Raw genomic sequence first — 23,688 nt, 5'->3', positions numbered from 1 at the left:
CGACTTGCATGTATTAGGCACGCCGCCAGCGTTCATCCTGAGCCAGGATCAAACTCTCCATAAAAATTATGATGTTTGATTAGCTCATAAATACTAAATAATGTTTGTAACTTATAGTTACGTTTTTGGAATTAACGTTGACATATTGTCATTCAGTTTTCAATGTTCATTAAAATTATCTATGGAGCGGGTGATGGGAATCGAACCCACAACATCAGCTTGGAAGGCTGAGGTTTTGCCATTAAACTACACCCGCTTATTTAATTAAGAATTTTGATGCGGCCGAGAGGACTTGAACCTCCACGGGATTTCTCCCACTAGGCCCTCAACCTAGCGCGTCTGCCATTCCGCCACGACCGCGGATATAGGCATTTAAAACATCTTCGTTTTTTAGAACGTTATTTATTATATTATGTTTAAAAATATTTGTCAATAACTTTTAATCGTTTTTTTACATTAAATTAATTTGTGTTATCAGTTGTTAACACAACGCTATTTATAATAAAACATTAAGAACTTATTGTCAACATATTTTATAAATTAAATTTAGAATTGACTGTCTTTCAAATCAAAGTTTATTTAATTTGTTCTTTTTTAAGGAACGTGTTTAATCATACTAACTATAAGCTGTACAGTCAATAGAAAAGTTCAATCAAAATGTCATTAAAAATGTATAATTATCTTTTATGCCACTTTAAAGCTTTAATTTGGTAAAGTTTATATATTATTCATTACTAAAATACGCCAGGATTTTTAATCTAATCAATTTAATTTCATCCTATCAAGCCACAATTTATGCCATTACCTATATCATAAGTAGAAAAGCCGAGATTGCGAAGTATTAAATTACGACAATCTCGGCTTTAAACATTTTATAAACACAATTTCTTCTTATTCAATTACTATGTTTACCAATCAAAATAACTCACTGATAAATTCTATATAAATTCCATACAACTCATAAATAATCTTACATATACATGAATTAGCTCTATTTGTATTGTACTTATTTCAATTGTTTTTTCATTCTTAATTTTCCATTGCAATGTCCACAACGCATACGAGTCGTATCAACTTTACGGATACGTATATATTTTGCATGACATTTAGTGCAATAATATTCATAATTTGCCCGTTGTTGATAGCTTTCGATGCTGTTACAAAATCTAGGTGCTCCAACCTGTTGGCTCAATCGTTTAAAATCTCGATCTTTATGCTGATAACCTTTACCAGCAATATGCAAGTGATAATGACACAATTCGTGCAGTATAATTTTTACAACAGCATCTTCTCCATAATGCTCATATTGTTTTGGATTAATCTCAATATCATGAGACTTTAAAAGATAACGTCCGCCTGTTGTACGTAACCTTTTATTAAAATATGCACGATGTTGAAACGTACGTCCAAATTTTTCTTCCGAAAGGTTCTCGACCATTCGCTGAAGTTTGTCATTATTCATGTGGATCAATCATCGTTAATGATACTTTGTCTTTATTTTTGTCAATACTGTAAATCCAAACGTCAACGATATCACCGACACTGACAATATCCATTGGATTTTTTACGAACTTCTTAGAAAGTTTCGAAACATGGACAAGTCCATCTTGTTTAACACCTATATCTACAAATGCTCCAAAATCTACTACATTTCTAACCGTGCCACTCAATTTCATTCCTTCTTTTAAATCTTCAATTGATAGCACATCGGATTTAAGGATTGGTGTTTCAAACTCGTCCCTTGGATCTCGATTAGGTGCTTTCAAGGATTTAATAATATCCTCTAATGTAGGTACACCGACTTGTAATTCAATCGCCAGTTCATCCATATCCAATGAATTTAATTTAGCTTTTAATGCATCACTACCTAAATCATTACCACCAAATCCGAGTTTATCTAATAACTGATACGTTACTTTATAGCTTTCGGGATGAATCGATGTATTATCCAATGGCTCTGACCCGTCTACTATTCTTAAAAATCCTATACTCTGCTCAAAAGTTTTAGCACCCAAACGCTTAATCTTGCTTAACTCTTTATTATGCTTTATTGCGCCATTTTCTTCTCTATATGCAATTATATTTTTAGCAATTTGCGAACTTAGACCAGACACATATTGTAATAATGATGATGATGCTGTATTGACATCAACACCTACTTGGTTAACTGCTGTTTCAACAACGAAAGTTAATGCATTTTCTAGTGCTTTTTGATTAACATCATGCTGGTATTGTCCGACACCAATAGATTTAGGATCGATTTTAACTAATTCACTTAATGGATCTTGAACGCGTCGTCCAATTGATACGGCACTTCTTTCTTCCACTTGAAAATCAGGAAATTCATCTCTAGCAATTTCTGATGCTGAGTATACTGAAGCGCCCGCTTCATTGACAATGATGAATTGTACTGGCAACTGATGCTTTTTAATTAAATCTGCAACAAAATGTTCTGTTTCACGACTTGCAGTACCATTGCCAATTGCAATTAATTGCACATCATACGCTTTAACCATTTGTACAAAATCCTTCTCTGCTGCCTCTTTTTTAGAAACTGGTGGATGCGGATAAATCACACCTTTTGCTATAAAAGTACCGAATGGGTTAATGACTGCTAATTTACAACCTGTTCTAAATGCTGGATCTACGCCTAATATTTGTTTACCTTTCATTGGAGGTTGCAGTAATAGATTTCTTAAGTTTTCACTAAAAACATCTATTGCATGATTTTCAGCTTTTTCAGTTAAATCAGCATGGATTTCACGCTCTATCGAAGGGACAATTAAGCGTTTCAAGCTATCTTTAATCGCCTCTAAAATATAACTGCGATTTACATTGTTATGATTGATTTCTTGACGTGCAATGAAATCCTCTACTGTTGTCGTATCGAATTCAAACTTTACAGATAATACTTTCTCTTTTTCACCACGATTAACAGCTAAAACTCTATGGTTAGCAATGCGTTTAATTGGCTCACTATATTTATAGTACATTTCAAAAATACCTTTTTCATCTTCAGCATTTTTCTTTTTAGATGAAGTTAACACACCTTGATGATACATATCTTTTAAAATTTTTGTTCTATATTTAGGATTATCTGAAATTTGTTCCGCAATAATATCTTGTGCACCTTTGATAGCATCTTCAACCGATTGCACTTCTTCATTTATAAATTGTTGTGCTTTTTCTTCAATTGAGACTTCATGTTTACGTGCCTTCATCCATATCGCTAATGGTTCTAACCCTTTACGTTTCGCCTCAGTTGCCCTTGTCTTTTTCTTTTGTTTAAAAGGTCTATATAGGTCTTCAACACGTTGTAATTTGTTCTGTTTTAAAATATCGTTCTTTAATTCCTCAGTAAGTAATCCTTGCTGTTCTATATTTTTGATAACTTCTTCTTTACGTTTTTGTAAATTGACCATATATTGGTATTCGTCATCAATTTGCTTTATTTGAACTTCATCTAGTCCACCAGTTTGCTCTTTTCGATACCTCGCAATAAATGGTACTGTATTTTTTTCTTCTAGCAGTGTTAACACTGCTTCAATTTGTTTTTTACTAAATTGATATTTCTCTATGATTGAATTAATCAATTGATTGTCCATTTACTTAACCCACACTTTTTCTTAAATTTACTCATTTATTTTAACATATTCTAAAATACTTCTATTAAGGTATGATACTTAATGCAATTTTAACTTCCAAAACTTTAAAAATGAATTATTAGGTCATACAACATTTTAAAATGCACTAAGATTATTGAAAATGACACACCATCATTTCCTAAATTTCATAATCTAAGCCTACTTTTTTTATTCTAATAGCAATCCACTTAATTAAACCGACAATTAGATATCTTCTTCACTTAAATTATTAATACTATATCGCGACATTTATGTGGATACACATTAAACTACGTTAATAACGCATTAATTCGAAAACCTTAATTAAATTAAAAATACCCCTCGATTTCAATTTAATAATCAAGGGATAATTATATGGATTTTTCATTATAAAACGTATCATTAATAAGCAAATTCTATTTATGTGCTGCTTCTTGTAATTTCTTAATTGCCGTTCTCTGAAGTCGTGATACATGCATTTGACTTAAACCGATACGCTCACCTGTCTCTTTTTGACTCAATCCTTCAATAAACGTACATTGTATGATTTCTCGTTCGCGATCAGATAATATAGGTAATATTTTTTCTAAAATCATACGTTTTTCAGTTAAGTCATAATGGTCATCTTGTTGCCCCATAATATCTAATAGCGTAACAGTTGAACCATCTTTATCAGCTTCAATGGAATGATCAACACTTAACGCATTATAACTTTGTCCCATTTCCATTGCTTCTAACACTTCTTCTTCTGAAACTTCTAATCGATCAGCTATTTCACTGATAGAAGGTGAACGCTCTAATTCAGCGGTTAGTTCATCGCTCACTTTTTTGATTCTTGGCCCAATTTCTTTAATACGTCTCGGAACATGTACACTCCAAGTTTTATCTCGTAGATATCTTTTGATTTCACCGATTACAGTAGGTACTAAAAAGGCTTCAAACTTCCGTTCAAAGGACATATCGAATCTATTTATGGCACCTATTAAACCAACCATACCAACTTGAACTAAATCTTCGTGATGTGATTGTCCTTTAGAATATTTATATGCCAATGACTCAATTAGTTTTTGGTAATGTTTAACTAACTTATCTTGTGCATCTGTATTCTTATTTTCTTGGTGTTCTTTAATCCATTGGTTAATTTGCTCAGGTGAAACTTCATTAGCTGATTTCGACTCTTTCGCCATTATTTCGCACCTGCTCTTTTTTTATATACTTAGTCATACTGATTGTCACACCAGATTCTTTATATACTGTCACTTCATCCATTAAAGATTCGATTAAAAATAAACCTAGGCCACCTTCGCGTAAAAAGTCTATATTTTCGTCTTTATCGTATGGACCTATTTTTGATTTAGTTGTTTCATAATCAAAACTGTCACCTTTATCAGAAATAACAATTTTAATTTTATCTTCTAAAATTTCAAAATATATGTTAATAATGCCCACATTGTTTTTTTCTTTGTATGCATGTTTAACTGCATTTGTCACAGCTTCACTAACTGCAATCTTGGCATCTTCAATATCATCATATGTAGCACCAGCTCTCGAAAAAACGCCAGAAAGTGTTAAACGAATTAAACTTACATACTCTGCCGATGCTGGCACGCGCATTTCGATAAAATCTTCTTTAGATTGCATGTTATTCGACCTCCGTTCCTTCATTAACATGCATTAAATCCTTAAGACCAGTAATTTCAAATAGTCTACCGATACGATCTGACACACCTAAAATGTATAGTTCTTTATCATTTTGGTTTAATGCTTTTAATGTACCTACGAATAAACCTAAACCTGTCGAATCCATATAACTCACATTTTCTAAATTAACATAAATATCACGAGTTCCATCTTGTCTCATAGGTGTTAAAACCTCTTCTAATTCAGGCACAGTATAAACATCTAATTCTCCACCGACTTTAACTTCGTAAAATTTATCTTGAGTGGTTGTTTCTATATTAAGATTCATTTCATTACACTCCTACTTATTAAAAATATTTATCTTCATTTTAAGCGCTGTATCCACCATATTTATATTTCAAATTATTATATACCCATCGAAATAATTTCTAATCTTTTTTTTAAAAATTAATTTACTCTTTTTATAATCAAAATAGTCATATCATCTTTTTTATTTGGGTTTTGAAGCTTTAAAATTGCTTCATAGATAATTTGAACAATATCTTGTGGGTGCATATGTTTATGTTTTTTAATATATTCTAAAAGTTTTTGTTTATCTATAAAGGTACCTTCACTATTTCTAGCTTCAGTCACACCATCCGTTAAAATGATAATTAAATCATCAAGGTATATTGGAATTTCTTGTTGTTGATATCGTGTTTGTGAACTGATTCCTAACACTCTACCTCTAACTGAAATTTCTTCAAATTCTTCTTTTTCAGCGCGATAAATATATCCAGGCTCATGACCAGCTGAACTACAATACAATAAATGGTTCATTTCTTCATATAAACCATAAAACATTGTGACGAACATATTTTGATTAATATTCTTTTCAACAACACGATTTAAACGTTTTAAGCCATCACTCGGTAATTGTGAGTGTCCATAAGAATCCATACCAAACTTTATCATACTCATTGCTAAAGCAGCTGGTATACCTTTTCCAATGACATCTGCAACAGCAAAGCTCATTGTGCCATCGTTATGGTCAATTAAATTAAAATAATCTCCACTTACTTTTTGTGCTGCCACTGAAATAACGCCAATTTGAATACTATCAAATTGTGGAATATCTGTTTTAAGCATTGTTTGTTGTAAGCTAGAAGCTAAGTCTATCTCTTTATCGTGAACTTGAAGTTTATCTACCAATCTTTGATAATCTCGATAACTATAACCAAAGCCTTTAACGATTTCTTGTAAGACATCTAATGTCTTGAACACATCTTCACGCGTTAAGTTTAACGTCAATATATAGTTTTTGTGAATATCGACAATGTCTTCAGGCAAGACGTCCTTACGAATCACTTCGTCAGTGTATTTCTCACACTTTTTTATCAATTCTACTTTATCTTGGCACGTTAAACTTTCATCAATTAAACCCTTATAATGTTGCTTAAATTCTTCCACGATTAGTTGCCTCCTCACTTCCCTTACAAAGCAAATGCTTAAGCAAGGATAATTATGATTCACTTACTAACATTTATTTAATTGCACTTATCAATTTTGTCGTTTGCAATTTTGCTGTAGATGATACTTTTAAGCTAAAAAAACTTTAGGATGGAATACCTAAAGCCTAAAAAACTTAAGACATCCTTTTATAATAAAAAATATGAATATCATAACTGGTATTTGCTAAAATCTTAATTTATAAGAAATTCTTCGCACAGAATTTAGAAATAGTTATAATTATTATAAAGTTATTGTCTTTTATATCAATATTTTATTTATCTCTGAAAAATACATATAATAGACGCCTAATTTTTCTGATGAGCTACTGCATTCAGCCCTAAACTAATCATTAGTGCATTATCTACTTCTTTCATTTTATCATCGGATAAATACGTCAGTTTTTCTTTCAATCGTTTTTTATCAAGTGTACGAATTTGTTCTAATAATATGACTGAGTCTTTATCCAATTTATATTTTTTCTTTTCAATCTCTACATGTGTCGGTATTTTCGCTTTATTAATCCTACCAGTTATTGCCGCAACAATAACTGTAGGACTATATTTATTACCAGTGTCATTTTGAATAATGACTACAGGTCTGACTCCCCCTTGTTCAGATCCCTGTACTGGTGATAAATCTGCTAAATAAACATCTCCTCGTCTAATCATTCATTCGTTGAATTAGAAGATAAATATGATTCGTTGCAATCGCATGCTTCACACTCTATCGGAAAAGCTTCGTTCGCTAGGGAGAGATTTAAATCAGCCATTTGTGAATATCCTTCTTTTAAAGATTGTTCTAAGCTATGACTTCTATTTTGACTAAAAGATAACATATGAGAACCTCCAATTGATTCCAAAAGTTATTAAATGACCTTTAATTACTCTAATGATAACAAATTTTATATGCACTGACCATATTATTTTAACAATTCATTTGTTACAAAACGTTGATCACCATCATGATAGATTCGCGGCAAACGTCTCGACAAGTTACAAAGCACTTCATAATTAATAGTATGTTGCTTCTCAGCTGCCACCTCTACCGACTGTGGACTTTCTCTATGATTATCTATTAAAATCACCGAATCTCCAGCTTTAACTTGATTTGGCACTTTTACAATTGTCTGATCCATACATACGCGACCAATAATTTCGCATTGATGACCATTTACATTTACAAAGCTACCTTGCATAATGCGTAAATAGCCATCTGCATATCCAATAGGTAACAATGCTATTGTTGTTGGATCAGTAGCTGTATAAGTTGCACCATAACTTACAGACTCACCCGCTTGTAGCGTCTTTGTTTGAACTACATTAGCAATTAATTGCACACTTGGTTTAAGGTGTACTTTAACTTTTTGCTGTACATACTCTGATGGATAATATCCATAAAGGGAAATTCCTGGTCTTATTGCATTACAGAATTGGCAATCCATTAATAGAGAACCTGCTGAGTTCTGACAATGTATATATTCAGGTTTAATTGCTTCATTGACCATATCTTTAAAACGTTGATATTGTTCAGTTGTCATATCTCCTGGTTCGTCAGCACAGGCAAAGTGTGTAAACACGCCTTCAAATACAAGTTGCTCATATTGTTGAATGATTTCAATCACTTCTTGATACGTTTTAGTATCTTTAATACCTAAACGTCCCATTCCTGTATCTAATTTAATATGCAACCATAACTTTTTCTCTTGCTCACCAGAAATGTTTTTAATTGCTTCTTTCAACCACTGTTTAGACGGAACCGTTAAGGCAACTCGGTGTTGTATCGCTTTATCAATATCTTTAGCTGGTAACACACCTAAGACTAAAATTTTAGCAGTAATCCCATGCATTCTAAGTTCTATCGCTTCATCTAACGTTGCTACAGCAAAAAATGTGGCGCCATTTTCCATTAAATGACGTGCTACTTTAACACTACCTAGTCCATAGGCATTGGCTTTAACGACAGCCATCACTGTTTTATTTGGATGCAATGTACTGAATACTTTGAAATTTGATGCAACAGCGTTTAAATCTACATTCATATACGCAGATCTATAATATTTATCCGACATATTACTTCCTCCTGTAATTCCCACACGTTTTAAAACTAAATCTTAATTATCATTGTATAACAAATTTAAAATGCTGACTTTTCTAAAACAACTTGGCTCATCGCATAATGCTCAGTGTGTGAGATACTAACATGTACGATAAACCCTTCGTAATCAATCTTTGGTTTGCCAAGTTCGTCGTTGTAACAGTCTATATCGTTAAAAGCTACATGTTTTCCTAAGCCTGTGCCTAATGCTTTACTGAACGCTTCTTTTGTAGCAAACCTGCCAGCTAAAAATTCAATTTTACGTTGCTCATGTGTGAAATTGTTGAATTTGTGCTGTTCATTTTTTGTTAAAATCCGCTCAACCAATTTTGGTTGCTTACTATATAACGCTTTTATTCGATCGATTTCGATTAAATCTACACCAATTCCATGTATCATTGATTATTCCTCATTTTTATTGTTTTCTAAATGTCTCTCGTTATTTAACCACCGTTTCAATCTACGTGCTTCACTTCTATCTATTAATTCAATTTCAGCTTGACCACCCGCTGTAAAAAGTGTCAAAGTTGCTAATCGATAGCGTCTCATTATAGGACCAACATCGATATCAATATTTTGAATACGAAAATATGGTATTACTTTTTCATCCAAAAATAAAATGCCGTTTCGTACACGCAAATGGTGTTTTTCAAATGCATATCTGCAGTGCTTATATCGATAGACTGGCGCTATAACAAGCGTGAAAACAGCAACAAGTAATATTATAATCACACTACTAACAATGGATATATAGTTATCTAATATCTCCCAAAATAGCCAGTTCAAAATATTAAATGCGATTAAAAGTACAAGCGCTATTGGTATCCAAAACATCACAGCACTTAACCTCATCACTTTTTTAGCGTGTGGTGACATAAAATTATAATCCCTCATCATTTTCACCTCTCAAATACCATGATTTCAATTTATTTGCATCTTCACTTCTTGCGTATTTTAAGTTAATCGATTGGGCTCCCACACCTTTAGCAACAATAAAGCTAAAATTATTTAAATTGTTGCGTTTAAGTAATGTATGTTGCCAAGTGTCAAATCCTATAATGTGATGCGCTTTAAAATAATAAATATTTCGTTTCAATAGCTCGAAATTCTGGATAGTAATTTGTTCTTCTGTCATTTTAAAACCCGCATGTTTGACATAAAGATATCCTTTGATCACAAATAAACCAATAATGACTATTGTTATAATCGTAAATAACAATAATAATTGATTCCAAAAATAACAGCCAATACCTGCCATAGCTATGACAATAATACTAGGCATTAAAAAGTGTCTGTGAAAACCTGAAAAAGGCATACCTTCATTAACTTGTTGATAAGATAAATCTGGTACTAAATTCTGGATAATTTGATATGCTTTGTCTCGTTTAATAAACGGCAATATCGTCACACTACCTGAATCATTGTCATCATCTTCGATTTTTTTATTTTCAAAATCACTTGTGATGATAAAATGTATTGCTGTGTAGCCAAATATTCTTCGTATATATGACTGACGTTCAACAACAGCTTGCAATCGTCTCGTTGGTACAGTTACTTTCTTCTTGTTAAAGAGACCATATTCAATTTTAAGTTGCTCATTTTCAAGCATCACCGAAAAGCCATAAAATCTTATCATCGTTATAATCGTTCCAATAATATATGCCACTATTAATACTAGTAAAATGATGATTAATACTGAAATACTTACAATTTGAACCCATTGACTAATCTCATGATTTAGCTTCGACCACGGGATCAACTCTCTTACAGCGCCGTAAATCGGTACTAAAGCTGCTAACGTTACACCAATGGCGCCACTGGTCATTGCCATAAATAGTGATTCTTTAAAATTCATCTGATATATAGGAATGCGTTTATTTTTCTGATTAAGCATACTATCAGTGTTCTGCACTTCATCTAAGCGACCTTCTGCGATATCTTCCACATTACCTTCAATGTCATGATTACAGTTGTCATTCTTCTCAGCACTAGACTTTTGCGCCCCTTCTGTCTTCAACTCTGTTTGCAATTGATCAATATATCGTTCAAGATATTCACCTTGTTTTTTCGAAATAACACTTAAGACAATACCATCACTTGGTGTTTTGATTTGTAAATCCACACCACCAATAATTTGATTGACGACCCCTTGTGTCATATCAACGGACTGAATACGTTTTATATTTAATTCTTTACGCTTTTTATTAAAAATACCTGTTGTTAAAATGAAATAATTATCCTCAATCCAATAACGAGTGTTCATAATTCCGACAATTTGAGAAATGTATGATATTAAAAAGAATACAAATACAATACCTATCCATAAATATGATTCGGGATTCGTATAATCAAAATCCTTCAATTGAAAGATAATGAAAATAAAAAAGACGACTATGTTTTGTTTGATAGCATTAATTATGCCATTAAAATATGAAATCGGATGTAATTTTTGAGGTTCAGACATCACTTTCAACCCCTCTCAAATTCGACATAGCTCTCGCTTCGATTATTTTAACATCGTCATGTGACATCATCGGTAAATTAATAGTATGACCTGCAGTCATAAATCCAACTTTATACAAATTAAGCACTTTACTAATTGGATTAGATTTAATCGACAAGTATTGTAAACGTTCAATTCGACTCGTTTCTTCTTTGTATATTAAAAATGATGTACGATATTGTACACTTAGTTGATCAACTTGATAAAAGCGACAATGATATTGCCATAAAGGCTTAATAAATAATTTTAATGTACTCAGAGCACCTAAAACCAACAAAATATAAAGTAAGTAATGTGGCCATTCAAATCTTAACCATATAAAATAAAAAATGACATACACAGCTACACTCAATATAAATTCTAAGCCATTCGTAATGTAGTAATACAACAATGCTGACTTAGGACTCTTAGACAACTTAGTATAATCTGACATGTACCCCTCTCCCCAAATAAAAAATTATACGGATTTATAATCTATTTCATTTTATTTTTATATGTTGATAATTATAGCATATGGAATATTTCATGCTAATTTATTCTTCCTAAAGGTACATCTAAAAATTTAGTTAAGCAGAAAGTGCTTGAATTGCTAAAAAGACACCATGTTATAATTTTATCAACATGATGCCTTTCATCTATATTCAATCTTTCATATTATCAAGTGCAATATTTAGTTCAAGCACATTCACATAATCATTTGTTAACACACCACGCTGCTTACGATGTTGAATCAAGTCGGCCACTCTTGAAGTAGATATATGACGAACATCAGCAATACGAGGTGCTTGCTTCAATGCATTTTCAACCGTAATATGCGGATCTAAGCCCGACCCAGAACTTGTTGCAGCATCTATTGTTACATTTGAATTACCAAATTTAACATGATGTTTCACACGTGCTATTAATTCGTTGTTTCCATTCGATTCATTACTTCCACCTGATGATACGCCATTTTTATATAATTTTTCAGGATTCATATTATAATCAACTGCACTCGGTCTCCCGTAAAAATATCGTCTCTCTGTCCAGTGCTGTCCAATCAATTTTGATCCAACTATACGATTGTCATACGTAATTAAACTACCATTTGCTTGTTGATAAAAAAATATTTGACCAATTAACGTGATAGCTAACGGGAATAAAAATCCACATAATACTATAGTTATTATCGTTAAACAAATACTATTTCTTATCGTATTCATGGTACAGGCTCCTTCCTCTTTACACAAAAAATTGTACAATCATATCTATTAATTTAATGCCTAAAAACGGGACGATTAATCCACCTAATCCATAAATCAACATATTATTTATAAAAATTCTATCAATGCTGTACCCCTTTACTTTTACACCTTTCATGGCAATTGGAATTAAGGCAACAATGATTAATGCATTGAATATCAAAGCTGATATGATTGCAGATTTAGGTGACGATAAATGCATAATATTTAGTGAAGTCATTTCTGGAATCGTTGACATCATTAGTGCAGGTAAAATTGCAAAGTATTTTGCTACATCATTAGCTAAACTAAATGTCGTTAATGCACCTCTCGTCATTAATAATTGTTTGCCTATTTTTACAACCTCTATTAACTTTGTAGGATTCGAATCTAAATCAATTAGATTGGCCGCCTCTTTAGCACTAATTGTCCCTGAGTTCATAGCTAATCCTATATTCGCTTGTGCTAGCGCAGGTGCATCATTTGTACCATCTCCTGTCATCGCAACAATATGGCCTTTCGCTTGTTCATCTTTGATGACTTTAATTTTATCCTCGGGTTTACACTCTGCAACAAATCTATCAACACCCGCTTCTTTTGCAATTGTAGCTGCTGTTAAAGCATTATCACCCGTACACATAACTGTTTCAATCCCCATTTTTCTCAATTCAGTAAATCGTTCTACAAGACCATCTTTAATCACATCTTTTAAATAAATCACGCCAAGCATGACATTGTTTTCAATGACTATTAATGGTGTGCCACCTTTACTCGATACATCCATACAGAGAGACTCAATATTAAGAGGAATATTGCCTTGTTGTTGTTTGACAAGATTTATCATACTATTAGGTGCACCTTTGAATACCGATATTTCATTTGTAATGATTCCGCTCATTCTAGTTTCAGCTGTAAAAGGCTTATATGTGCCATCAATGTCTTTAGGCAGCTCATTTATATACATCTGCTTCGCTAATCGTACAATACTTTTTCCTTCTGGCGTATCATCGTAGATTGATGACATATAAGCAGCGACTATCAATTTTTCCAGCATTTGTTGATTCACTGGTAAAAATTCACTAGCGATTCGATTGCCATAAGTGATTGTCCCTGTCTTGTCTAAAATCATTACATCGACATCTCCACATACTTCTACAGCACGCCCACTTTTCGCTAATACATTGAATTGAGTAACACGATCCATGCCTGCAATACCAATCGCCGATAACAAACCACCGATTGTCGTTGGTATTAAACATACTGTTAACGCAATGAGCATCGCAATAGGTAAAATTAAATGCAGGTAAGATGCTATTGGATATAACGTTTCAATAACGACTAAAAATATAATTGTTAACGTTGTTAATAATGTAAAAAGTGCAATTTCATTTGGTGTTTTATTTCTTTCCGCCCCTTCAACTAAGGCAATCATTTTATCTAAAAAAGATGTACCCGCTTCACTCTCAACACGTATTTCTAACCAATCAGATGTTACAAGTGTACCGCCAATGACTCCATCAAAATCGCCACCTGATTCTTTTATCACAGGTGCAGACTCACCAGTAATTGCAGATTCATCAACGGTTGCTAATCCATTTATTACAACGCCATCAGCAGGGATTGTTTCTCCATTTTCTACCCGAATATTTTGTCCGGCTTTTAACTCTGTGGCGTTCACTATCCGATACGCACCATTTTCTTCTATCAATCGAGCAGTTAAATTTGATTGTGCTTGTCTTAAACTATCAGCTTGCGCTTTTCCACGACCTTCAGCAAAGGCTTCTGAAAAATTAGCAAACAATATAGTTATTAATAATATGATAAAAATTGTAATCAAATAACCTCGCGATAGATAGCTAGTTCCAAATATGTCAGGAAAACATATTAATATCAACGTTAAAATCATTCCAACCTCAACGACAAACATTATCGGATTTTTTATTAATTGTTTAGGATTCAGCTTATAAAAACTCATTTTCAAAGCTTCTATCACCATTGTTTGATTGAAATATTTATTTACATGATGCATTTTTTCCATCCCTTTACTTTATTTTAAAGTTAAAAATTCACCAATAGGACCAAGTAATAGTACTGGAATAAATGTCAAACCACTTAGTAAAACGATAAATACGATTAGTGATACGCCAAAATAAGGTTTATCAATCGCTATTGTATATTTATCTTGGTGGTATGATTTTTTATTCACTAAACTTGATGCAATCATTAATTGCAAAATAATTGGTATATAACGAGAAAGCAACATAATGATTCCTGTAGAGATATTCCAGAATGTTGTATCATCTTTCAGTCCTTCAAACCCTGATCCATTGTTCGCTGCAGCTGACGTCATTTCATACATAACTTGTGAGATACCATGAAAAGACGGATTCGTTATACTTTCACTTGCTCCAGGAATCATAAAAGCAAGTGCTGAAAATACTAAACTTAAAATTGGATGTATGAGAAAGACTAAGACAATACATTTCATTTCACGGGCGCCAATTGGCATATTTAAATATTCTGGTGTTTTACCAACCATCAAACTGCATATAAACACCGTCAGTAAGACATATATCAATAAATTCATGAGTCCTACGCCTTCGCCACCAAATACAACATTTAGCATCATTAATACCATTGGTCCTAATCCACCTAGAGGCGTTAAGCTATCATGCATGTTATTAACAGAACCCGTTGTAAATGCCGTCGTAATAACTGTAAATAGTGCTGACAAGCCTGCTCCAAACCGTACCTCTTTACCTTCCATATTCGGTCCATAAATGCCTAAATTCGCTAGTATTGGATTACCACGATACTCACTCCACATAGTTAATGTAAGAATTGCTATAAAAATGAAAAACATTGCAACAAATAATATCAGCGCATGACGATGTACTCGTTTACCATGTCTACTTAACATGCGACCAAATAAGAACAACATTGACATAGGAAGTAACATCATACTGCCCATTTCTATAAAATTGCTCCAAATATTTGGATTTTCAAAAGGTGTTGCAGAATTTCCTGCTAAAAATCCTCCACCATTCGTACCAAGATGTTTTATTGATTCAAGTGATGCAATAGGTCCAAATGCAATATGTTGAATATGTCCGCTTAAAGTCCTAATCATTAAATTAGCATGCAACGTTTGTGGTACACCTTGAGTCATCAGTAAAATACTAATTAAACATGATAATGGTAAAAGTACTCGGACAATAAACCGAACAATATCTTGATAAAAATTACCAATGATATTAGTCAATCCAGTTAAACGTCTCAACATCGTTATACAAACGGCGTAACCTGATGCACTAGATGTAAACATTAAATATGTCATTACAATCATTTGCGTTAAATATGTCACACCTGATTCACCGTTATAGTGTTGTAAATTACTATTTGTTAAAAAAGATATTGCTGTATTAAACGCTAAATCTATCGATTGGTTTAAATTATGATTTGGATTTAAAAAAAGCCATTGCTGAACTATTAGCAATACAAATGATATACCCCCCATAAATCCATTAAATGCCAGAAAATGTTTGACATATGTTTTAGCTGACATGTGTTCTAAATCTGTGCCGATAATTTTAAAACACATATTTTCAAATCTAGTAAATATTAAATCTACTCTTGACGATTGCACCAATGCTACGCGATATAAATATCCACTAAAAACATACGTAATCATAACCATCATTGTTAGAAACAAAATTATTTCCATGATAACCCTCACTTAATATATTTCTAAAATTTTTCACTACGAATTAAGGCATAAAATAAATACAAAACTAATGCAATAACTACCAATAATAAAACGATGAGCATTGCCATAACCTCCTTACAACACAACAACATCGTAACAACTTGTTTATGAGAGAAATATTAATTTTCAAACTTAGTTATTAAGAAATCATTAAGATGTGTATGCAGAAATAAATTTTATAGCATTTAATTGTGAAGAATATTATGATATTGCTATCGAGGTGAAGGTTATGTCAAACACTGAATCGCTAAACATAGGAAAAAAGCGTGGATCTTTAACAATTTACATCGGTTACAGTCCAGGTGTTGGTAAAACATTTGAGATGCTTTCAAATGCCATTGAACTATTTCAAAGTAACGTTGATATTAAAATAGGATATATTGAACCGCATCAACGTGATGAAACAAATGCATTAGCTGAACAATTACCTAAAATCGCAACCAATTTTACTAAACATGGTAGTCATCATTTTCAATATTTAGATGTCGACCGCATAATCAAAGAATCGCCGACAATAGTACTTATCGATGAGTTAGCACATACGAACATTTCTAGAGATCGTCATGAGAAACGATATATGGATATTGAAGAAATTTTAAATCATGGTATCGATGTTCATACTACTTTGAACATTCAACATATCGAAAGTTTAAGTAGTCAAATTGAACTGATGACCGGTGTACATGTTAAAGAACGTGTACCCGACTATTTCATAATGAGCGCCGATGTATTAGAAGTCGTAGATATCTCACCTGAACAATTAATTAAGCGCTTAAAAGCTGGCAAGGTATATAAAAAGGATAGGCTAGATGTAGCATTTAGTAATTTCTTTACGTATACCCACCTAAGCGAACTGCGTACATTGACGTTAAGAACAGTTGCCGACTTGATGAGTGATAAAGAAAAAGTCCGACACAATCATAAAACGTCACTCAAACCTCATATTGCTGTGGCAATTAGTGGGAGCATTTATAATGAAGCAGTAATTAAAGAGGCATTCCATATTGCTCAAAAAGAACATGCAAAATTCACTGCTATTTATATAGATGTATTCGAAAAGAACAGGCAATATAAAGATAGTCAAAAGCAAGTGCATCAACATCTCATGCTTGCAAAATCTTTAGGAGCAAAAGTGAAAGTAGTTTATAGCCAAACCGTTGCATTAGGATTAGACGAATGGTGTAAAAATCAAGATGTAACCAAATTAATTATCGGACAACATATTAGAAATAAGTGGCGAGACTTTTTCAATACACCTTTAATTGACCATTTAATGTCCTTTGAACATAGCTATAAAATCGAAATCGTTCCAATCAAACAAATACCTGTTGAATTGAAAATGAACAAATCACCCTATCGTCCTAAAGGCAAACGTTTCGCCATAGATATGTTAAAAATGATTTTGATTCAAATAATTTGTGTAATGATGGGACTGTGGATTTATCAACTTGATAAGCATGAGTCTAGTACGATTATTTTAATGATTTTTCTCATCGGCATCATTTTATTATCCATTTGGACGCGGTCCTACATCATTGGCTTTTTAGCAGCAATTATTAACGTATTTGTTTTTAATTATTTTTTTACGGAACCTAGATATACATTTGAAGTATACCGCTTTGACTATCCTATTACATTTATCGTTAGCATTTTAACAAGTATTTTAACGAGTGCTTTATTAAAACAAATTAAATTCCAATACTCCATTACTAAAAAGCAACTTTATCGTACAGATTTATTATTTCAATTTAATGATTCGATTAAACAAACTTATACAGTTGAAAACTTACTAATAAATGCTGGATACCAAATTAATCAATTATTGCAACAATCAATTACTGTATACGTTATCAATCAATCGAAAGTAATTAAAACAATACCATTGCAAAACCATATCGATAATACGACTCAACAGCATGAACAAGCATTAAGCTGGGTAATTAAAAATGAAAGACAAGCTGGTGCAACAACAGATACATTTCCAGGCATTAATAAATGGTTGATACCAATTGGCACATCTCCGATTAAAGGCATTCTAGCCATTGATTACCAAAGTTCTCAAGTGATTAATCCATATGATGCATCAATATTAGAATCAATGTTAAATGAACTTTCTCTCGCCGTTGAAAATGTGTCGTTACTTAAACAAACGAGAGAATCCATGTTACAGGCTGAACGTCAACTGACACATTCAAATTTTTTAAGATCAATTTCGCATGACATACGTACACCGTTAACAACAATTATGGGAAATTTAGATATTTTAGTATCACATAGTAAAGATATGTCTATCATAGAAAAAGAACAATTACTTGTGCATAGTTTTCAAGAAAGTCAGTATTTATATCTATTAGTGACAAATATTTTATCATTAACAAAATTACAGTCATCAAATGTTCAGATAAAATTGCAACCTTATCTCGTTAGTGAATTAGTAGAAGAAATCGATATGATTCTAGAACGTCGCCATTTAAAAAAGCGTATAACTGTATCATCCTCAGTAGATTTACAGTTTATACACATTGACAGTAAGTTGATTTTACAAGCTTTATTCAATTTGATTGAAAATGCAGTTAAACACACTTCTACTGACACCAAAATCAATTTATCTATTCGTTATGCTAGCGATGAACAAATCGAATTTGCCGTTATAGACGAAGGACCTGGAATTAGTTTAGAAGAACAACAAAAGATATTCGAGCCTTTTTACACAGGATCAAATAAATATTTTAAAGATAACCAAAAAGAAAGCATGGGACTAGGCTTATATTTAGTACAGACTATCCTACACAAACATCAATCAAACTTACAATATAAACCGAACCAACCACACGGCAGTATATTCTATTTCAATATAGATACAGACTTTAATGAAGGAGACATATAATGCAATCTAAAATATTGATAATTGAAGATGATCACGCAATCACACATTTACTTGATGTTGCATTAACTTTAGATTATTACAATGTAACTACAGCCGACAATGCCACACAAGCACACTTTAAAATTCAAATTGATAAACCAGATGTCATTTTATTAGATTTAGGTTTACCAGATAAAGATGGATTATGTTTGATTTCAGAAATCAGGCAACATACTGACATTCCTATCATTGTAATAAGTGCAAGACAAGAAGAACAAACAATTATTCAAGCTTTAGATAACGGTGCGAATGACTATATGACTAAACCTTTTAATGTTGATGAGCTTCGGGCACGAATACGAGTCATCGAGAGAATCGCTAAGTCACATCAAGAAACTAACATTGTATTTACTAACGGTTTGCTAAGCATCGACTTTGGCTCCAAATCTGTTGTTATTAATAATCAGGAGGTACATTTGACACCAAATGAATTTAGCTTGTTAGAACTATTGTCAAATCATAAAGGAAAAGTACTCACTTATGAGATGATATTAAAACGAATATATGGCTATGTTAATAAGACTGAAATGCCTAGTTTAAGAGTGCATATGACATCATTAAGACAAAAACTTTCACAATGTCATGAGGACGCAAAAGATATTATTAAAACACATCCACGCATTGGTTATCAAATGTTGCAGTGGAAAGAGAAATAATTAAATAAAAAAGATCGCTGCCATTAAACGAATGATTGGCAGTGATCTTTTTTATATTCAACTTATTATTTATCGCGCACTAGTGTCAGCAAAATGCTCTATTGTTTTTTATAAGAACATGATACTGAAATTTCATAAAGTTTATTTATGTTCGATTATTCTTAATTTAAAAATAGTTCTTTAAATTATATACCCACCACATTTGGTGGAGAACCATATTTAAACAGAATGATATAACCGCACACAGATCTCAATCCAATCAAATATTTAACCTTTAAAACGTTAGTACTTTGATATCTACAGAGAATCAATTATTGAAAACAAAAAAGAGCTCAAGACATTACATCTTTAAGCTCTTAATCTATAAATTATTTTTGATGGTCAGCAAATGTGCGACCTTTCATAGGTCTGCTTCCACCGCTGCTCTTCTCTTTACGGTCGAATTTTTTTGTACTTTTCTTCTTACTTGAGTATCCTTTTGAACGTTTACTCTTACTGTCAAATTTAGGATTACCACGCTTACTATTTCTGTTACGAGAACCGCTTGGTTTACCATTACGGCCTTTGCGAGATAATGGTTTTTCAAAAGTTAATTGAACTTCAACTTCATCGTTCGCTTCTACTAACTCTTGTAAAAGTGCAGCAACTAAATCAACATCGTTATATTCATTTAACAACTCTGTAGAAATGCGTTTCAAGCGTGATTCTGACTCTTTAGACATCCAGTTTTCAACTTTTTCTTTGATGTCATCTTCACGTGCTTGAAGTACTTCTTTACGATGAGGTGGACGAAGTGCGCTCATTTTTCTACCATTAGCATCTTCAATTTGTCTGATATAATCCATTTCGATTGGATTAACAAACGTTACAGCGATACCTTCTTTACCAGCACGACCCGTACGACCAATACGGTGTGTATAGCTTTCAGTATCTTGAGGTATATCAAAGTTATAAACATGACTCACACCAGAAATATCTAGTCCTCTTGCTGCTACATCAGTAGCGACTAAAATATTAATTTGGTCATTTTTAAATTTCTTTAATACTTCTAAACGTTTCGCTTGTGTAATATCACCATGTAAGCCTTCAGCTTTATATCCTTTAGAAATCAAAGCACTTGTTAATTCATCAACACGACGTTTTGTACGTCCGAATACGATTGCTAATTCAGGTTGATGAACATCTAGGAAATTTGTAAATGTATCAAATTTCTCTAATTCTTTAACAATTGTATAGAATTCTTCGATTTGTGGATCAGACATTTCATTATTCATTGTCTTAATGATTTTTGGTGATTTCATAAATTGTTGTACTAAAGCTTGGATTGCTTTAGGCATTGTAGCTGAGAACAACATTGTTTGACGTTGTACTGCTGGAATTTTATCCATAATAAATCTCATATCATCGATGAATCCCATATTCATCATTTCATCAGCTTCATCTAAAATCAAAGTATGAATTCCGTCCGTTTTTAATGTGCGACGATTTAAATGGTCGATAACACGCCCAGGTGTTCCGACTACGATTTGTGGGCCTTTTTTCAAGGCTTTAATTTGGCGTTCGATAGGCATACCACCGAATACAGTAACAACTTGGACACCTTGTCCACGGCTAAATTCTCTTAATTGTTCAGCTACCTGCATTGCCAATTCTCTTGTAGGTGCTAAAATCAACGATTGAACCCCTTGTTTCCCTACTACTTTCTCAATTAAAGGAATACCGAATGCTCCTGTTTTACCTGTACCGGTTTGAGCTTGCCCAAGGATATCAATTCCTTGTAACGCATAAGGGATACTGTCTTTTTGGATAGGTGTCGGCTCTTTAAATCCCATTGATTCAAGTGACTGAACCGTATTATCCGAAATCCCTAGTTCTTTAAAATTTTGCAAAATAATTCTCCTTTTTACCTGTTTATTTCTCAATATACTTTTGCATATAAGTTCATTAATATTTCATCAACTTCTATATAGTACCACCAAAAAAATTTAATCGCAATAAAGCAATTTGCGAATATTTATTAGAATCACATTAATTGATTGTCATATTTTTGTCAAAAAGCTAGCATTAGATAAGATGTAAGCGTTATGCATCATTCGAATAATCATTATAAAAAATTTTTTATAAAATACGTATATCGTTAACATTTCACAACAAATTTTACTGAAACACATGTGAAATTAGACCTTATAATACAACATCTTTTTGTAAAATATTATATAAACATTCAAACTACTTCCTATATAAAGTGTGTACATAGAATTAACCTTGATTTAGTTTCAAATTTATAGATTTAACATAAAAAGAAAAAGGCAATTTTGTATTTACACACAAAACCACCTCTTCTTTGTAATCTTTTAGTATTAATTCAAATCATTTTCTAAGTAAAAGGTCGCTCGACTAATTTCTATGAAATTAAAGCATTTACAACTTCTTCTAACTTCATACCACGTGAGCCTTTAACTAATACACGGTCATGCGCTTTTAAATCGCTTGTTAAAACTTCTATCATATCGTCTTTAGAATTGAAGTGTTGTGCTTTTTCGACATGTTGCTGGCCCGAATCATAAATATACTTCGCTTCATTACCAAACGTATACAACACATCTATATGCTTTTCTTCTAAATAATTACCTACACTGATATGCATTTCTTTGCTATTTTCACCTAATTCTAAGACATCTCCTAAAATTAGAATGCGACGCCCTGTCAAAGTACTCAGTGTATCAATAGCTGCTCTCATACTTGTAGGACTTGCATTATAGGCATCATTTATCACAGTGATATCATTTTCTAATGTATGTTGCTCCATACGCATACCAGTTAAGCTGACATTTTTTAAATTTTGATAGATTGTGTTATATGTCAAACCTAATTCATGACCAACCGCAATGGCAATCGTCGCATTTTTCATATTATGCTTTCCTAATATTGGCAGATCGTAATGTTCTTTATTATTAATCGTAAATGAAATACCTGTAGTATCTCTATCATCAACAGAACAAACTAATGCATTATCAGCAGCAACACCAATACTAATACATTTTACATTTTCAACTTCTTTAACATGCGGTTTCAATAATGGTTCATCGCCATCATATATAAACGTACCATTATCTTTTAGACCTATTGTAATTTCAGATTTAGCTTTAGCAATCCCCTCGCGCGAACCTAAATCTTGCATATGTGACTCACCAATATTAGTTATAACTGCAATATCTGGTTGAGCAAGGTTTGACAGAAATTCAATTTCATGGAAACCTGACATCCCCATCTCTAATATTGATATTTCAGTATCATTATCTAATTCCAAAATAGTTAAAGGTAAACCAATTTCATTATTGTAATTACCTTGCGTTTTCTTAACTTTAAATTCGGTATGCAATACACTTTCAATCATATCTTTAGTCGTTGTTTTACCATTAGACCCTGTGACGGCAATTACTTTAGGGTTTACATGTCTCAAGTAAGCTTGTGCCAATTGTTGTAATGCCGTTAATGTGTCTTCAACCCATATAATAGGCCCGCTTACATTTTCATCTATAGGTGTCCCTCTTTGATAAAAAGCAGCCCCAGCACCATCTTGTAATGCTTTAGAGACAAAGCGATGACCGTCAACATTTTCACCTTTAAATGGTATAAATAACATATTTTTAGAAATTGCTCGTGAATCAATTGTGACTCCATTTATCTCTTGATTTAAAAATTGATCTTCAATTTCACAAGGAATCCATGATTGAATTTGCTTTAATGTAACATTAATCATAATAA

The 23,688-nt window shown here is 32.5% G+C and carries 21 protein-coding genes, 2 tRNA genes and 1 rRNA gene; 2 read left to right on the top strand and 22 right to left on the bottom strand.

From position 1 onward, the window contains the following. The 20 genes from IDG65_RS07695 to kdpF form a co-directional block, all read right to left on the bottom strand. Positions 1 to 64 (bottom strand): 16S ribosomal RNA (locus tag IDG65_RS07695); the annotation flags it as partial. A gap of 118 nt (positions 65 to 182) precedes the next feature. Then, a tRNA-Gly gene (locus IDG65_RS07690) sits at positions 183 to 256 on the bottom strand. A gap of 21 nt (positions 257 to 277) precedes the next feature. Continuing rightward, positions 278 to 360 (bottom strand) — tRNA-Leu (locus IDG65_RS07685). A gap of 646 nt (positions 361 to 1,006) precedes the next feature. Beyond that, positions 1,007 to 1,462, bottom strand: coding sequence for a SprT family protein (locus tag IDG65_RS07680; RefSeq protein ID WP_001058105.1), 456 nt, complete (start codon positions 1,460 to 1,462; stop codon positions 1,007 to 1,009). After that, positions 1,455 to 3,605 (bottom strand): Tex family protein, encoded by a 2,151-nt coding sequence (locus IDG65_RS07675; RefSeq protein ID WP_000370135.1) that lies wholly within the window; start codon positions 3,603 to 3,605, stop codon positions 1,455 to 1,457. The genes IDG65_RS07680 and IDG65_RS07675 overlap by 8 nt, the downstream gene beginning before the upstream one ends. 434 nt (positions 3,606 to 4,039) lie before the next feature. Then, positions 4,040 to 4,810, bottom strand: a complete 771-nt coding sequence (gene sigB / locus IDG65_RS07670; protein ID WP_001041107.1) for an RNA polymerase sigma factor SigB — start codon at positions 4,808 to 4,810, stop codon at positions 4,040 to 4,042. Beyond that, entirely contained in the window at positions 4,785 to 5,264 is a 480-nt protein-coding gene (gene rsbW, locus IDG65_RS07665) for an anti-sigma B factor RsbW (protein WP_001190825.1), read from the bottom strand. The genes sigB and rsbW overlap by 26 nt, the downstream gene beginning before the upstream one ends. Position 5,265: 1 nt before the next feature. After that, complete coding sequence (locus IDG65_RS07660; RefSeq protein WP_001052491.1) at positions 5,266 to 5,592, bottom strand: anti-sigma factor antagonist; 327 nt, start codon at positions 5,590 to 5,592, stop codon at positions 5,266 to 5,268. Between the two features lie 119 nt (positions 5,593 to 5,711). Next, entirely contained in the window at positions 5,712 to 6,713 is a 1,002-nt protein-coding gene (locus tag IDG65_RS07655; protein ID WP_000390829.1) for a SpoIIE family protein phosphatase, read from the bottom strand. A gap of 347 nt (positions 6,714 to 7,060) precedes the next feature. Further along, positions 7,061 to 7,423: a type II toxin-antitoxin system PemK/MazF family toxin gene (locus IDG65_RS07650; protein WP_000621175.1), complete on the bottom strand. Its 363-nt coding sequence runs from the start codon at positions 7,421 to 7,423 to the stop codon at positions 7,061 to 7,063. Then, complete coding sequence (gene mazE / locus IDG65_RS07645; RefSeq protein WP_000948330.1) at positions 7,420 to 7,590, bottom strand: type II toxin-antitoxin system antitoxin MazE; 171 nt, start codon at positions 7,588 to 7,590, stop codon at positions 7,420 to 7,422. Before mazE ends, IDG65_RS07650 begins: the two co-directional genes overlap by 4 nt. Positions 7,591 to 7,674: 84 nt before the next feature. Beyond that, positions 7,675 to 8,823, bottom strand: a complete 1,149-nt coding sequence (alr, locus tag IDG65_RS07640; RefSeq protein ID WP_001281141.1) for an alanine racemase — start codon at positions 8,821 to 8,823, stop codon at positions 7,675 to 7,677. 65 nt (positions 8,824 to 8,888) lie between these two features. Beyond that, on the bottom strand, positions 8,889 to 9,248 hold the full coding sequence (gene acpS, locus IDG65_RS07635) for a holo-ACP synthase (protein ID WP_000581193.1): 360 nt from the start codon (positions 9,246 to 9,248) through the stop codon (positions 8,889 to 8,891). A gap of 3 nt (positions 9,249 to 9,251) precedes the next feature. Further along, entirely contained in the window at positions 9,252 to 9,743 is a 492-nt protein-coding gene (locus IDG65_RS07630; RefSeq protein ID WP_001205918.1) for a PH domain-containing protein, read from the bottom strand. Continuing rightward, positions 9,730 to 11,313 carry a PH domain-containing protein gene (locus IDG65_RS07625; RefSeq protein ID WP_001294624.1) on the bottom strand — a complete coding sequence of 528 codons (1,584 nt, stop codon included), beginning with the start codon at positions 11,311 to 11,313 and terminating at the stop codon, positions 9,730 to 9,732. The genes IDG65_RS07630 and IDG65_RS07625 overlap by 14 nt, the downstream gene beginning before the upstream one ends. Beyond that, complete coding sequence (locus IDG65_RS07620; protein ID WP_001287080.1) at positions 11,306 to 11,785, bottom strand: PH domain-containing protein; 480 nt, start codon at positions 11,783 to 11,785, stop codon at positions 11,306 to 11,308. Before IDG65_RS07620 ends, IDG65_RS07625 begins: the two co-directional genes overlap by 8 nt. Positions 11,786 to 11,993: 208 nt before the next feature. After that, complete coding sequence (locus IDG65_RS07615) at positions 11,994 to 12,554, bottom strand: K(+)-transporting ATPase subunit C (protein ID WP_001092400.1); 561 nt, start codon at positions 12,552 to 12,554, stop codon at positions 11,994 to 11,996. Positions 12,555 to 12,573: 19 nt separating this feature from the next. Continuing rightward, a complete protein-coding gene (gene kdpB / locus IDG65_RS07610) occupies positions 12,574 to 14,601 on the bottom strand; it encodes a potassium-transporting ATPase subunit KdpB (protein ID WP_000546595.1) in 2,028 nt (675 codons plus the stop codon). 18 nt (positions 14,602 to 14,619) lie between these two features. After that, on the bottom strand, positions 14,620 to 16,296 hold the full coding sequence (kdpA, locus tag IDG65_RS07605) for a potassium-transporting ATPase subunit KdpA (protein WP_000402661.1): 1,677 nt from the start codon (positions 16,294 to 16,296) through the stop codon (positions 14,620 to 14,622). A 23-nt stretch (positions 16,297 to 16,319) separates the two neighbouring features. Further along, positions 16,320 to 16,430 (bottom strand): K(+)-transporting ATPase subunit F, encoded by a 111-nt coding sequence (gene kdpF / locus IDG65_RS07600; protein WP_001789641.1) that lies wholly within the window; start codon positions 16,428 to 16,430, stop codon positions 16,320 to 16,322. Between the two features lie 137 nt (positions 16,431 to 16,567). On the opposite strand from kdpF, the gene IDG65_RS07595 reads away from it, so the two are divergent. Both IDG65_RS07595 and IDG65_RS07590 read left to right on the top strand, forming a co-directional pair. Beyond that, complete coding sequence (locus tag IDG65_RS07595) at positions 16,568 to 19,225, top strand: sensor histidine kinase (RefSeq protein ID WP_000072270.1); 2,658 nt, start codon at positions 16,568 to 16,570, stop codon at positions 19,223 to 19,225. Then, positions 19,225 to 19,920, top strand: a complete 696-nt coding sequence (locus IDG65_RS07590) for a response regulator transcription factor (RefSeq protein WP_001190841.1) — start codon at positions 19,225 to 19,227, stop codon at positions 19,918 to 19,920. The genes IDG65_RS07595 and IDG65_RS07590 overlap by 1 nt, the downstream gene beginning before the upstream one ends. Positions 19,921 to 20,288: 368 nt before the next feature. Here IDG65_RS07590 and cshA read toward each other — a convergent pair whose 3' ends face one another. Both cshA and IDG65_RS07580 read right to left on the bottom strand, forming a co-directional pair. Further along, positions 20,289 to 21,809 (bottom strand): degradosome RNA helicase CshA, encoded by a 1,521-nt coding sequence (gene cshA / locus IDG65_RS07585; RefSeq protein WP_001178942.1) that lies wholly within the window; start codon positions 21,807 to 21,809, stop codon positions 20,289 to 20,291. Positions 21,810 to 22,324: 515 nt separating this feature from the next. Continuing rightward, the gene (locus tag IDG65_RS07580; protein WP_000611469.1) at positions 22,325 to 23,683 is read right to left on the bottom strand and encodes a UDP-N-acetylmuramoyl-tripeptide--D-alanyl-D-alanine ligase; all 1,359 of its coding nucleotides are present in this window, start codon (positions 23,681 to 23,683) and stop codon (positions 22,325 to 22,327) included. Between the last annotated feature and the right edge of the window lie 5 nt (positions 23,684 to 23,688).

This window comes from Staphylococcus sp. EG-SA-17 (assembly GCF_017151845.1).
Taxonomy (GTDB): domain Bacteria; phylum Bacillota; class Bacilli; order Staphylococcales; family Staphylococcaceae; genus Staphylococcus; species Staphylococcus aureus.
This window is presented reverse-complemented; position numbering and strand designations above follow the sequence as displayed.